Source organism: Bradyrhizobium sp. 160 (assembly GCF_023073735.1).
GTDB lineage: Bacteria > Pseudomonadota > Alphaproteobacteria > Rhizobiales > Xanthobacteraceae > Bradyrhizobium.
On the sequence record NZ_JADPKD010000047.1, the window covers coordinates 38,660 to 51,746 of the forward strand.

At 65.2% G+C, this 13,087-nt stretch carries 15 protein-coding genes; 4 read left to right on the forward strand and 11 right to left on the reverse strand.

What is annotated here, in order from left to right:
- Position 1: 1 nt before the first annotated feature.
- From IVA98_RS18315 to IVA98_RS18350, 8 genes are all read right to left on the reverse strand, one after another.
- Entirely contained in the window at positions 2–889 is an 888-nt protein-coding gene (locus IVA98_RS18315) for a YicC/YloC family endoribonuclease (RefSeq protein ID WP_247304290.1), read from the reverse strand.
- Between the two features lie 121 nt (positions 890–1,010).
- Positions 1,011–2,294 carry an endolytic transglycosylase MltG gene (gene mltG / locus IVA98_RS18320; RefSeq protein WP_247304293.1) on the reverse strand — a complete coding sequence of 428 codons (1,284 nt, stop codon included), beginning with the start codon at positions 2,292–2,294 and terminating at the stop codon, positions 1,011–1,013.
- Between the two features lie 125 nt (positions 2,295–2,419).
- Positions 2,420–3,685: a beta-ketoacyl-ACP synthase II gene (gene fabF, locus IVA98_RS18325; RefSeq protein ID WP_247304294.1), complete on the reverse strand. Its 1,266-nt coding sequence runs from the start codon at positions 3,683–3,685 to the stop codon at positions 2,420–2,422.
- Between the two features lie 108 nt (positions 3,686–3,793).
- A complete protein-coding gene (locus tag IVA98_RS18330) occupies positions 3,794–4,033 on the reverse strand; it encodes an acyl carrier protein (RefSeq protein ID WP_008551805.1) in 240 nt (79 codons plus the stop codon).
- Positions 4,034–4,345: 312 nt separating this feature from the next.
- Positions 4,346–5,083: a 3-oxoacyl-[acyl-carrier-protein] reductase gene (fabG, locus tag IVA98_RS18335; RefSeq protein WP_247304295.1), complete on the reverse strand. Its 738-nt coding sequence runs from the start codon at positions 5,081–5,083 to the stop codon at positions 4,346–4,348.
- 11 nt (positions 5,084–5,094) lie between these two features.
- Complete coding sequence (fabD, locus tag IVA98_RS18340; RefSeq protein WP_247304296.1) at positions 5,095–6,054, reverse strand: ACP S-malonyltransferase; 960 nt, start codon at positions 6,052–6,054, stop codon at positions 5,095–5,097.
- A gap of 174 nt (positions 6,055–6,228) precedes the next feature.
- Positions 6,229–7,254: a fatty acid desaturase family protein gene (locus IVA98_RS18345; RefSeq protein WP_247355297.1), complete on the reverse strand. Its 1,026-nt coding sequence runs from the start codon at positions 7,252–7,254 to the stop codon at positions 6,229–6,231.
- Positions 7,255–7,257: 3 nt separating this feature from the next.
- Positions 7,258–7,965, reverse strand: coding sequence for a TetR/AcrR family transcriptional regulator C-terminal domain-containing protein (locus IVA98_RS18350; protein WP_247304298.1), 708 nt, complete (start codon positions 7,963–7,965; stop codon positions 7,258–7,260).
- Positions 7,966–8,301: 336 nt separating this feature from the next.
- Here IVA98_RS18350 and rpsF point away from each other — a divergent pair, with 336 nt between their 5' ends.
- The 4 genes from rpsF (at position 8,302) to rplI (ending at position 10,777) form a co-directional block, all read left to right on the forward strand.
- Complete coding sequence (gene rpsF, locus IVA98_RS18355; RefSeq protein ID WP_247281622.1) at positions 8,302–8,772, forward strand: 30S ribosomal protein S6; 471 nt, start codon at positions 8,302–8,304, stop codon at positions 8,770–8,772.
- A gap of 5 nt (positions 8,773–8,777) precedes the next feature.
- Entirely contained in the window at positions 8,778–9,017 is a 240-nt protein-coding gene (gene rpsR / locus IVA98_RS18360) for a 30S ribosomal protein S18 (RefSeq protein ID WP_212371059.1), read from the forward strand.
- A 133-nt stretch (positions 9,018–9,150) separates the two neighbouring features.
- Positions 9,151–10,131, forward strand: a complete 981-nt coding sequence (locus IVA98_RS18365; RefSeq protein WP_247304299.1) for a DUF2232 domain-containing protein — start codon at positions 9,151–9,153, stop codon at positions 10,129–10,131.
- A 46-nt stretch (positions 10,132–10,177) separates the two neighbouring features.
- A complete protein-coding gene (rplI, locus tag IVA98_RS18370; RefSeq protein ID WP_247281624.1) occupies positions 10,178–10,777 on the forward strand; it encodes a 50S ribosomal protein L9 in 600 nt (199 codons plus the stop codon).
- Between the two features lie 112 nt (positions 10,778–10,889).
- On the opposite strand, the gene IVA98_RS18375 is transcribed toward rplI, so the two are convergent.
- The 3 genes from IVA98_RS18375 to IVA98_RS18385 all read right to left on the reverse strand — a co-directional run bounded on the left by IVA98_RS18375 (position 10,890) and on the right by IVA98_RS18385 (position 13,041).
- The gene (locus IVA98_RS18375) at positions 10,890–11,357 is read right to left on the reverse strand and encodes a PaaI family thioesterase (protein WP_247304300.1); all 468 of its coding nucleotides are present in this window, start codon (positions 11,355–11,357) and stop codon (positions 10,890–10,892) included.
- Complete coding sequence (locus IVA98_RS18380; RefSeq protein ID WP_247304302.1) at positions 11,341–11,964, reverse strand: TetR/AcrR family transcriptional regulator; 624 nt, start codon at positions 11,962–11,964, stop codon at positions 11,341–11,343. Before IVA98_RS18380 ends, IVA98_RS18375 begins: the two co-directional genes overlap by 17 nt.
- 105 nt (positions 11,965–12,069) lie before the next feature.
- On the reverse strand, positions 12,070–13,041 hold the full coding sequence (locus IVA98_RS18385; RefSeq protein WP_247304304.1) for a hypothetical protein: 972 nt from the start codon (positions 13,039–13,041) through the stop codon (positions 12,070–12,072).
- Positions 13,042–13,087 lie beyond the last annotated feature (46 nt).

Genomic DNA, 13,087 nt, shown 5'->3' on the forward strand with positions numbered 1-13,087 from the left:
ATCACTCCAGATTCTGGACCTGCTCGCGGAACTGCTCGACCACATTCTTCATGGCGAGTCCCGTATTGGTGAGCTCGATGTCATTCGACTTCGAGCAGCAGGTATTGACCTCGCGGTGAAACTCCTGCGCCAGGAAATCGAGCTTGCGGCCGATCGGACCGCCCTTGCCGATCAGCTCGCGCGCCTGCGCGATGTGGGAGGCGATGCGATCGAGCTCCTCGCGGATGTCGGCCCTGGTCGCGATCAGGATCGCTTCCTGCATCAGGCGATCGGCATCGAAACGATCGGAGGTGTCGAGCAGGGCCGCGATCTGCTCTGCCAGCTTCGCCTTGATCGCCTCCGGCTTGCGGCCGGGCGCAGCCTCCGCTTTCTTCGCCAATTGCTCGATCTCGTCGACGCGCTGGGTCAGGATCTGCCCCAGCGAGGTGCCCTCGCGTTTGCGCATCTCGACGAGATCGGCAAGCGCTTTGTCGAAGGCCTCCGCCACGGCGGCGCGTGCGGCCTTGTCCTCCTCCTCGTCGCCGTCGGGCTCGGCGACCTCGACGACGCCCTTGATGGCGAGCAGGCCGTCGACGCTCGGCGCCACCGCATCGACCTTGCCGGCGATCAGCGCCGCCGCCTTCAGCACGGCGTTGAGCACGTCCTCGTTGATGCGGACCGCGGCCGCGGCGTTGGTGCGCTTGACGTTGAGATTGGCGTAGACCGTGCCGCGCGACAACAGCTCGCCGGCGCGCTTCTTGGCGTGCGCCTCGAGCTCATCGAATCCCTGCGGCAGCCGCACCCTGAGGTCAAAACCCTTGGCGTTGACCGACTTCAATTCCCATTCGAACGTGTACGGCCCGCTTGCGCCGTTGCTTCGGGCAAACCCGGTCATGGACGACAGCGCCATCGGTTGAGATTCTCCAGAAACGCGGGATTCGCGAGGCCATCAAGCCACGCGAATCTTAAGACTATTTTGCCGGAAAGTGGAATCCGCAAAGAGCATGGACGGCGCTGCGCGCAGCCCCGGCCTAGCGCTGGACCACCGGCGGCGAGGGCTGCACCGCGCCCTGCCGGGCCGGCGCGGGATTGGCTGGATTGGCCGGCCGGACCGCGGGCGGCTTTTTCTGCTGGTTGGGCCGTGCCGGCGTGGTCGCGGTCGGTGTATCGGCGGCGCCGGGCGCAGCAGCGGCCGGTGGCTGCGCGTCCTCGGCCGGCTCGACCGTGTCGTTCTGGATCTGCTTCTCGATCGCACGAAGCTTCGCGACGTTCTTCTGATGCGCGTCGTAGGTCTCGGTGAAGGCGTGCCCGCCGCTGCCGTCCGCGACGAAATAGAGATCGCGGGTGCGGGCCGGGTTGGCGGCGGCCTCGAGCGAGGCGCGGCCCGGATTGGAGATCGGCCCCGGCGGCAGGCCCTCGATCACATAGGTGTTGTAGGGAGAGGGCTGCGTGATCTCGCTGCGCTTGATCGGACGGCCCAGCGTGCCCTTGCCGCCGACGAGGCCGTAGATGATCGTGGGATCGGACTGCAGCTTGATCCTCTGCTTCAGGCGGTTGACGAACACCGCCGCGACGCGGCTACGCTCGTCCGGCTTGCCGGTCTCCTTCTCGACGATGGACGCCAGCGTCACCAGTTGCTCCGGCGTCTTGACCGGAATGTCCTGGTTGCGGCGTTCCCAGATCTCGGCCAGCACCCGCTTGTGTGCCTGCTGCATGCGCTGGATCACCTGCTCGCGCGTGGTGCCGCGCGGGAACTTGTAGGTCTCCGGCAGCAACGTGCCCTCGCGCGGCAGCTCGCGCACGCTGCCGGTGAAGATGTCGTTGTCGGACAGCCGCGCCACGATCTGCTCGGAGGTCAGGCCTTCCGGGATCGTCACGGCATGCTGCACCACCTTGCCCTCGACGATGGTGGCGATGACGTCGCGCAAGGATGCGTTCTTCTGGAACGAATACTCACCGGGCTTGAGGTCCGAGCTCGCCTTCAACGCGGCGACGCTGGCGATGAACACCCACGGATTGACGTCGGTTACGCCTTCCCGGTTCAGCGTCTCGGCGATGTCGCGCTTGCCCGCGCGCTGCGGGATATTGACGATCTTGTCTTCCTTCAGCGGTCCCGGCGCCTCGAGCACCTGCCGGCCGTAATAATAGACGCCGCCGGCACCGAGCATGGCGAGCAACAGCAGCGTGATGATCGCGTTGCCAACCACCACGAAGGGATTGCGCGCACGGTCCGATCGCTTGGGCGGCGGCGGGACCTGCTCGGGCTCGAGTGCAGCCCGCGGACTCCGGGGCGAAATGGGCGGCCTTTCACTCATCGAAGCAACCTGAATCCTGCCGGTTCAATCGCGGCCTGACAATGACTTGCCGAGCCAAATGCACGCGCCCACTTCTATGACTATCGCCGAATACGGCAAAACGGTGGATTCGTCTCAAAGGCAAACTAATTGGCCAAGCGCCGCACGATCACCGACGCATTGGTGCCACCAAAACCAAAAGAGTTCGACAATGCGACATTGACCTCACGCTTCTTCGCCATGTGCGGCACGAGGTCAATCGCAGTCTCGACCGACGGATTGTCGAGGTTGATGGTCGGCGGCACGACATTATCGCGAATCGCGAGAATGGCGAAGATCGCCTCGATCGCACCGGCCGCGCCGAGGAGATGACCCGTCGACGATTTGGTCGAGGACATCGCAACCTTGGAGGCAGCGTTACCGAGCAGGCGCTCCACCGCACCGAGTTCGATCTCGTCGCCGAGCGGTGTCGAGGTGCCGTGCGCATTGATGTAGTCGAGATCGGATGCCGTGAGACCGGCGCGCTTGAGCGCGGCCGCCATGCTGCGGAAGCCTCCATCGCCATCGGGCGACGGCGAGGTAATGTGATAGGCATCGCCGGAAAGGCCGTAGCCGATCACCTCGGCATAGATCCTCGCGCCGCGGCGCCTGGCGTGCTCGAGCTCCTCGAGCACCAGGACGCCGGCGCCCTCACCCATCACGAAGCCGTCGCGGTCCTTGTCATAGGGACGCGAGGCCTTTTCGGGCGTCTCGTTGAAACCGGTGGACAGCGCGCGCGCGGCATTGAAGCCGGCAATGCCGATGCGGCTGATCGGCGATTCGGCACCGCCGGCAACCATGACGTCGGCATCGCCGAGCGCAATCAGGCGAGCGGCATCGCCCACCGCGTGCGCGCCGGTCGAGCAGGCTGTGACCACCGAATGGTTCGGTCCCTTCAGCCCGTGCGCGATCGACACGTAGCCAGAGGCGAGGTTGATCAGACGCCCCGGAATGAAGAACGGCGACACTCGGCGCGGCCCGCGCTCCTTGAGCAGAATCGCGGTGTCGGCAATGCCGTTGAGACCCCCGATGCCGGACCCGATCATGGTGCCGGTCGCGCACTTGTCCTCTTCGGTCTCGGGATGCCAGTTGGCATCGTCGAGCGCCTGGCCGGCTGCGGCCATGCCGAAGATGATGAAGTCGTCGACCTTGCGCTGGTCCTTCGGCTCCATCCACTTGTCAGGATTGAACGTGTCGTTCGACCCGTCGCCGCGCACGACCGTGCAGGCGATCTTGGTCTGAAGATCGGAGACGTCGAAGCTCTCGATTCTGCGCGCACCGCTCTCGCCGTTGAGGATGCGCTTCCAGGTCGGCTCGACGCCACAGCCGAGTGGCGACACCATGCCGAGACCCGTGACGACGACCCGCCTCATATCCGAAAACTCCGTATCGACAGATTCACGGCCAATAACAAGAAACCGGCTGACCGCTGCGAAGCGGCCCGTCCGGTTTCAATGTTGTCCCCGCGAAATTGAAGAGCCTTAGCTCTTCGCGTTCTTCTCGAGAAACTTCGTAGCGTCGCCGACGGTGAGAATCGTTTCCGCAGCGTCGTCCGGAATCTCGCAACCGAATTCCTCTTCGAACGCCATCACCAGCTCGACGGTGTCCAGACTGTCGGCGCCGAGGTCGTCGATGAAGCTCGCGTTGTCGACAACCTTCTCGGGTTCAACACCAAGGTGTTCGACCACGATCTTCTTAACCCGCTCGCCAATGTCACTCATTGCTTAACCTCGTGTTGTTCCCTGTAGACCCGACCCCCCGGGACGATACGAGCCGTCGTGGTCGTTTGACTGCCTTCGCTTACGAACTTTGATTTGGCCCATCCTAACCGATGCAGGCCCCGGCGAACGACGGCCAAAGGCTCCGCATCGCCAATATACAGGGTTTCAAAAACCTGCAATGGCGTTCTTTGCCCATCCGTTGTAGGTCCGGTTATCATACTTCAATTGCCTTGACTACAAGCCTCATTTCGCTCCGGAAACGGCCGTTTGCCGCATCCGGCACCGGCCTGACCGGCGGTGCGGCACGAGGCGTCAGATCATGGCCATGCCGCCGTTGACGTGGATGGTTTGCCCGGTGACGTAAGCCGCTTCGTTCGAGCTCAGGTAGACGGCGGCTGCCGCGATGTCTTCGGGCGTCCCCAGGCGCGCAGCCGGAACCTTGGTCAGAATCGTTTCGCGCTGCTTGTCGTTGAGCGCATCCGTCATCGGCGTCTTGATGAAGCCGGGCGCGATGCAATTGGCGGTCACGCCGCGCTTAGCGTATTCGGCGCCGAGGGTCTTGATCATGCCGATCAGGCCCGCTTTCGATGCTGTATAATTGCCCTGCCCCGGATTGCCCGTGACGCCGACCACCGAGGTGATGGCGACGATGCGGCCGAAGCGCTTGCGCATCATCAATTTGGTCGCCGCGCGCGCCAGGCGGAAGGTCGCGGTCAGATTGACGTTGATGACCTCCTCCCAATCCTCGTCGCGAAGCTGCACGAAGAGATTGTCGCGGGTGATGCCCGCGTTGGCGATGAGGATGTCGACTTGTCCCATCGCGGCTTCCGCGGCGGGCACCAGCGCTTCGACCTCATCGGCCTTGGAGAGGTTGCAGGGTAGCACAAAGGCGCGCTCGCCGAGCCTGCCGGCAAGCTCGTCCAGCACGTCCTTGCGCGTTCCGGAAATCGCAACGGCAGCGCCCTGCGCATGCAGCGCCTGCGCGATCGCGCCGCCGATGCCGCCGGTCGCGCCGGTGACGAGCGCCTTTCTGCCAGTCAGATCGAACATGAAGTACTCCTCTAAGCCTGCTTGGCAGCGGCCAGTGCATCCTTGGCGGCAGCGATATCGCTCGGACCGCCAACCGCAACGCCGACGGCACCGTCCGCAATGCGCTTGACGAGTCCCGTAAGCACCTTGCCCGCGCCGATCTCGAAGAAACGGGTGACGCCCTGCGCTGCCATATAGGCAACCGATTCACGCCAGCGCACCGTGCCCGTGACCTGCTCGATCAGGCGGCGACGGATCTCGTCGGGATCGGTGATGGCGCTCGCCAGCACATTCGACACCAACGGCACGGCCGGCGCCTTGATCGTGACCATCGAGAGCGCCTCCGCCATGGCGTCGGCGGCCGGCTGCATCAGCTTGCAATGAAACGGCGCCGACACCGGCAGCAGCATCGCGCGCTTGGCGCCCTTGGATTTGGCGATCTCGACGGCGCGATCGACCGCCGCCTTGTCGCCGGAGACCACAACCTGCCCCCCGCCATTGTCGTTGGCGGCCTGGCAGACCTGCCCCTGCGCCGCCTCTTGGGCGACCTCGATGGCGGCCTCGTAGTCGAGGCCAAGCAGCGCGGCCATTGCACCGGCACCGACTGGCACGGCTTTTTGCATTGCGAGACCGCGGGTGCGAAGCAGCCGAGCGGTATCGGAGATGCTCAGGCTGCCGGCCGCAGCCAGCGCCGAATATTCACCAAGCGAGTGGCCAGCGACGAAGGCTGCGTCCCGCCCGACGGAAAAACCGGCTTCACTCTCCAGCACGCGCAGGGTTGCGAGGGAGACCGCCATCAGAGCTGGCTGGGCGTTTTCGGTCAGCTGAAGGGTCTCGGCCGGACCATCCCAAATGGTCGCCGTCAATTCCTCCCCAAGCGCGGCATCGACCTCATCGAACACGGCGCGCGCCGCCGGAAAGGCGTCGGCGAGGGCCTTGCCCATGCCAACCGCCTGGGACCCCTGCCCAGGAAATGTAAATGCTGCCGTCATCGGCGCTCCCTGCATGTCGGGCGTGATCCTCACGAGAACCGGCAGCCGACTACGCGCGGCCTCAGCCCAAGGTTCCGGATTACGCTCCAAAGGGGGCCGTAGACACTGTCCGGGGTCGGACTGTCAAGCCAAGATGGGAACCCCGGCCAGCATTCAACCAGGGATGTGGCTTTCCTAGAATCCGCCGGCTGTCTGGTTGACGTCGACCTCTGCCCCCGCCCGCGCGCGGCGCGCGCTGTTGACCAGCTGCCCCGGCCGATCGTCCTGATTCGGCTTCGCGGTGGCAAGCCGCAGCACCGCGGCATAGCCCGGCTGCACCTCCATGCGGTCGGCATGCAGGCTGGCGCTCAGCAGGCGATGCACCTTCGGCAAATTGTAGCAGGGCACATAGAACAAGAGGTGATGCTCGAGATGATAATTCACGTAGTACGGGGCGATGAACAGGCGCTCGAGAAAATTGGCATGCGTGGTCCGAGTGTTGCGCAATGGGTCATTGCCGTCAGGGACGACGGCGTGCTCGGCGATGTTGCGGATGCGGGTGATGACCATCATCCAGGTCAGCAGCGGCACCAGCCATAGCAATAGATAGGCCCACCACACGCCGGCCGCCGCGAGCGCAGCAAACATTGCGGCATTGACGACGCATTGTGGGCCGAGCTTTTCCCAGAAATGCGCCGCACGCTGCCGCCATGCCCAGTCCTTTGGCCCGAGCGCGTTGAGCAATTGCGCCTTGCGCTGTTGGTAGCCGGTCTGTCCGCTGATATCGCGAATGAACTTGCGGCGATAACTAAGCTTGGTGATCGGAAACGGCGCCGACAGCACCAGATCGGGATCGTCGTCCTGCTGGGTGCGCGCGTGATGCTGCAAGTGATAGCGCCGGTAGCTCCGCGTCTCCGCAAACAGCGGATGGGCACAGAACCATTGGCTCAGCGCCAGATTGGTTTTCTCATCGGCGGACAAGCAGCCATGCGCGCCGTCATGCATGAGGATGGCAAGTCCAAGCTGGCGCGAGCCGATGATGGCGACGGCGAGAATGTACGTCAGCGGATTGGGCCACCACGCGACCAGAGCGATCGCACCGATGATGAGCGCCCAGGCGTGCGCGATCAGCGCAACGCCTTTCCACGTCACGCGCTGGCGCACGTCGGCCAATTGATCGTCGGTCAGGAAATCGCGGGCACGCATGCGAAGCGCGGTCATGGCCTAACTCTCCTCATCCGAATTGCTCGGCGCATCGCGCTGCTCGACCAGACGCAGGCGCGCAGCCTCGCCTGTGGATTTCGCCTGCTCACCGAGCACGCGCAGCATCTCGCTGCAGAGCTCCTCCGGCGATCGGCCCATGGCGTAGCCTTCGAGAATGACGCCGATAGCGACGGCCCAGAACCGCCGCGAGCTTTCATCGGGCGCGCGCAACGAGCGCCAGCCGTGTCGTGCGACCTGGCTTGCATAGGCCCGCGCGCCTTCGCTGTGCAGCCGTTCGATGGTGCGCTCAACCAGCGGCGCCAGATCCTGCCGCCGCCGCGTCAGTGTCAGGGCTTCGGCGAAGAAGGCGACCGAATCACTCGCCGTGACCGTCTCCGCCAGCGCGTGCGTGTATTCCTGCGGCGTGCGCGTCCTCAGCGCCGCCTGTTCCGTCGCGTGCGCCAGATACAGCAGCTCGCGGCAGGCACATTCGACGAACAGCGCCTCCTTGGTGCGGAAGTAGTAGGTGATCTGGCTCGGGAACGCGTCCGCCGCGGCCGCGATGTCGGTGATCGACGTGCCCGACAGCCCCCGCTCCCGGAACAGCGGGCTTGCCGCATCCAACAGCAGCGACCGCATCTTGCGGCCGGCCGTGCGTGTGGCGCGCGCGGCGTGCTTGGGGTCGCTGGCGCCCGGTTCGAACGGAGCATGGGCAGAATTGTCTGCCATTGGATCCTCCCGCTGACTTCTTTGTATGCTATACAAACAAGCAGGTCAAGCTAGTTCGATTTGCGAGCCGACCGCCACCCGGCTTCGGTTGTGCGAGCCGAGACTTGGCCCCCAACCTTGCAAAGCCGGCCAAAATCCGTATAAGGCGCCCATCCGCAGACCCCGGCCGGGAGCTGAACGGACGGTCTCAGCAAATCATCCGTGATTTTGGTGTGGCAGGGCCAGTCGGCCCGTCGTCCCGTGTTTCCGCCTTCTGAGCTTAATCCCAGAGTCCTTTCCGAAGGTCTCTTAAGGGCTTGACGCCGGGCGATGCGCCAACATGAGGAAAGGACTTCCATGCCTCTTTACGAGCATGTTTTTCTCGCGCGTCAGGACGCGAGCCCGCAGCAGGTCGAAGAGCTGACTGCGCAAATGACCGGTATCGTCGAGGGTCTCGGCGGCAAGGTTACCAAGACCGAGAATTGGGGCGTTCGCTCCCTCACCTATCGCATGAACAAGAACCGCAAGGCGCATTTCGTGCTGCTCAACATCGATGCGCCGTCCGCGGCGATCGCCGAGATCGAGCGCCAGGAGCGCATCAGCGAAGACGTGATCCGCTATCTCAGCGTCCGCGTCGAAGAACTCGAGGAAGGCCCGTCCGCGATGATGCGCAAGGCCGATCGTGATCGCGAGCGTGACGACCGCGGCGGTGGCTTCCGCGGCGAGCGTGAAGGCGGCTTCCGTGGCGACCGCGAGGGCGGCTTCCGCGGTGACCGCGGCCCGCGCCGTCCGCGCGAAGAAGCTGAAACCACTGCGGATGCGGAGTAAGATCAATGGCTGAAGCTGGTGCACGCCGTCCGTTTTTCCGTCGTCGCAAGAGCTGCCCGTTCACGGGCACCAATGCTCCCAAGATCGACTACAAGGACTCCAAGCTGCTGATGCGTTACGTCTCCGAGCGCGGCAAGATCGTGCCGAGCCGCATCACCGCGGTGTCCGCGAAGAAGCAGCGTGAGCTCGCCCGCGCCATCAAGCGCGCGCGGTTCCTGGGCCTCTTGCCCTACGTCATTCGCTGACGCGACCAATTCGACCGGCGGCCGCTGAGCCGCCGGTCCTCGCGTTCTGAACTCATAAGGCCTCCGGGTCGTCCGGTCGCCGATGGTTGGGGCAAACGACGCCTCTAACCGCTCGAAGGGAGCGGGACAGCTGATGATGGCCTTTGGACTGATAGCCCTGATCGCCGGCGCCGCGTCGGCGCTGATGTTCGCCTCGATCATCTCGGGCGCGCTGATCTCGCTCGTCCTGTTCTATCTCGCACCGCTGCCTCTGATGGTCGCCGCGATCGGCTGGGGGCCGCTTTGCGCGAGCCTCGGCGGCATTGCCGCCGCAATCGGCCTCGGCGCGCTGTTCGGCGTGCCCTACTGCATCGCCTTCGCCGTCACCGTCGCATTGCCGGCCTGGTGGCTCGGCCATCTCGTCCTGCTTGGCCGGCCGGTGGGAAGCGTCGCACCAGACGCCTCCGCGTTCGAGCCGCAAGCCGAGCCCGAGGTCGAGTGGTATCCGGTCGGCCGCATCCTGCTCTGGATCGCAGGCTTCGCCGCGCTGACCACCATTGCCGCCCTGCTCACGCTCGGCACCGACGCCGACACCATCAGCCTCACGCTGCGGCGAGGCCTGATGCGCCTCCTCCGCGCCGCCGATCCGCAAACTTCGGGTGAAGCCAGCCAGTTCGTCGACGCACTCGTGCGCATTGCACCGGCCGCCGCCACCATCGTCGCGATGATGACGCTGACTCTCAGCCTCTGGCTCAGCGCCAAGGTGACCGCGACGTCGGGCCGGCTGCGTCGCCCTTGGCCGGACCTGAAAACGGCCGAGCTGCCGCCGATGACGCTCGTGGCACTCTGCATCGCGCTCGCCTTCTGCTTCACCGGCGGGCTGCTCGCGATCGTCGCGCAGATCACCACGGCCGCGCTGATGATGGGCTATGCGCTGACCGGTTTTGCCGTGCTGCATACGCTGACGCTGGCGCTGAAGAGCCGCACCTTCTGGCTCGGCTCGACCTACGCCGTCGTCGTCGTGTTCGGATGGCCCGTCATCGCGATGGTGATCCTCGGTCTTGCGGATGCCGTGTTCGGCTTCCGCGAGCGCTTCCTGCGCAGCCGGCAGCCGCCGCCGCTGCCAACCTCTTAAGTCCAACCCCGGAAACTGAAACAGATCCCTTCAAAGGAGAACGAATATGGAAGTCATTTTGCTGGAACGCGTCACCAAGCTCGGCCAGATGGGCGAAGTCGTGAAGGTTCGCGACGGCTATGCCCGCAATTTTCTGCTCAAGCGCGGCAAGGCGCTGCGCGCCACCGCCGACAACCGTGCCAAGTACGACGGCATGAAGGCTGAGCTCGAGGCGCGCAACCTCCAGGCCAAGGGCGAAGCATCAAAGGTCGCCGAAAAGATCCAGGGCAAGAACATCATCGTGATCCGCCAGGCCTCCGAAGCCGGCCAGCTGTTCGGCTCGGTCACCGTGCGCGACATCGTCATGGCGTTCGAAACCGACGGCGTCCATCTTGACCGTCCGCAGGTGCAGCTCGACGCACCGATCAAGACCATCGGCAAGCACACGGTCACCGTCGCCGTTCACCCGGAGGTCGAGGTCGACATCACCGTGACGGTCGCGCGCAGTCAGGACGAGGCCGAGCGCATCAACCGCGGCGAGGACATCTCGACCCGCAACGAGGACCGCGACGCGGCCGCCGAGGCAATCGCCGCGGCCGGCGAGTTCTTCGATCCGGAAGCCCAGCACGACGAGGTCGAGCCGGCGCCGGCTACGGAAGAGAAGTAATTCCAATGTCGTCATTCCGGGATGGTCCGAAGGACCAGACCCGGAATCTCGAGATTCCGGGTTCTCGCTTCGCGAGCCCCGGAATGACGAGCTCAAAATCAGCCCGGTCGCCTCAGGCGGCCGGGCTTTTCGTTTTCGCGGCGACGTCCTCGCTCAACATCGAAATCGAGGCCAGCGCCGTTGCCGTGTGCTTCTCGACGCCGTCGCTGACGCAGAATACGTCGGCCGCAACCACCGAGACCTGACGGCCCGGCTTGATTACGCGGGCACGGCAGATCAGCTTCTCGCCGACTGCAGGCGACAATAAATTGAGCTTGTACTCCGCCGTCAGCGCCGGCTGGCCACGCGAGGTCGCGGCTGCGATCGTTGTGGCGTTGTCGATCAGGAAGGCGGTGACGCCGCCGTGGAAGAAGCCGTGCTGCTGTAGCAGTTCCGGCCGGCGATCCACGGCGATGGTGCAGGTGCCGCGCGACAAGTCCGAAAGCTCGGCGCCGACCAGGTTCATGAAGCCCTGCCGGCCGACATTGGCGTGGATGCGTTCGGCAATCGGTGCGAACTCCGGATCAGCTGCGGCTGACATGCACTCTCTCCTGTTGCTCGTTGATGCGGTCGAACGGCCTTAGCGCCCGAATGGCGCAGGCGATCAGCATCTCGGCCTCCCCGCGAGGATCGGTGTGGTCACGTCCCGACAGGAAGGCGCGGCAGAAGATCTGCGCCGGCCCGATCAGTTGGCTGATGAACATTGCCGCCGTCATCGGCAAGAGCTCACCGCGTGCAACCAGCGGCGCGCGCCAGCGGTCGATGCCGTCGGCGAGGCGCGCGTTCTGCGCGCGCTGGGCTTCGCGAACCTCCTCGCCCCACTCGCTGCGGGAAATCTCGAAGAGGTAGCGCGCCTCGCGCCGGCTGGTCACGACCCACTCAAGATGCGCCCGGATCAGCCGATCGATGCCCTGCTCCGCACCGGGGACGGGATTGAGCGCGGTCAGCATTGCGGCGTGATAGTGCCGCAGGACCTGCAGGAACAGCGCACCGGCGAGCTCCTTCTTCGAGCCGAAGGCGTGAAAGAAGCTGCCATTGGAGGCGCGCGCGCGGGTGCGGATCGCAGTCACCGTCGCGGCTTCGAAACCAACGCGGTCGAACACGATCAGCCCGGCCGCCAACAGCTCGTCTCGCACGCTCGCCGTCATTGCCGCCTCCTAGAGCATTACTCTAGAGTGGCACTCTAGGCCTCGTCAATTCAATGCGGAGGCCGCGATCAAAGCGGTCGCGCATGTCCATCAAAACCAGGCTGGTTAGCGCGAGATCGGCGGCGTCGGCGGACCGGACGACTCGGCTGGCGCGGCAGGCGGAGCTGCAGCGGTTGCGGGAGGTGCCGGCGCCTTGGCCGGTTCGGAGCTGGCAGCAGGCGCAGTCGGCGTCGGAGCCGCCTCTCCCGTCGCTCTGGGCGCGGCCGGCTCGATCGGCGTCACGGTGGCTGGTGCAGACGGCATCACCTGCGGCACCGGATCGGGGCGCAGCGGCGGAGCTTCACTGCCGCGCGGCTCGACCTTCGCGGTATCAGGCATGGCGTCGGCGGGCTTCTCCGATGCCTTACCACTGTCGGGCTTGGTCTCGTCACGACCCGGCTCGACCTTGGCGCTGTCGGGCTTGGCCGTCTCAGGCTTCGGCTCGCTCTTCTTGTCTTCAGTGGCCGGCGCGGCGGCGTCGACCTTCGGTGCTTCCTCAGTGCCGGGCCTGCCGCGGCGCTTGGCTTTGCGCCCCTCGGGTGCTGCCTGGCCTTCGGATTTCATGCCTTCGTCAGCCGGCCGCGCAGCCCGCTTCTGGCGCGGGCCCTCGGCCGCAGGAGCGGACCCCTCGCCCTCCGGCTTGGCGGCCTCCTGCGAGCGCTGGCGGCGGCCCTGATGTTCGGACTGGCCCGGAGCTGTATTGGCTTCTCGCTCCCTGGCGCCGTCCTTCTTGTCCCTGCCGTCCTTGGCCTGATACCGGGCGTCGGTGGCACCATTGGAGACGAGGTAGGAGGCGAGGATACCCGCCATATCCGAGCTCGTGGTGTAGTGCTGGCGCAGGAAGCCCGGCAGCGAACTCGGCGCCACGGACTTCAGAAGTCCCCGCGGGCTCCTGTGGCAGGCATTGCAGGTCTGCGCGAAGAGCTGGGACGGAGTCTTGCCGGCCTCGAGGTTCGTTGCCTGCGCAAGCACGGTATCGGTTGCGCCGAAGCCGATCAGAAGCAGTACCGTCGCGAGACTGAACGCTCGGCTCGACATTTCCCATCATCTCCACTGAAATCCGAGAGGTGCAGCCGGCATCCCG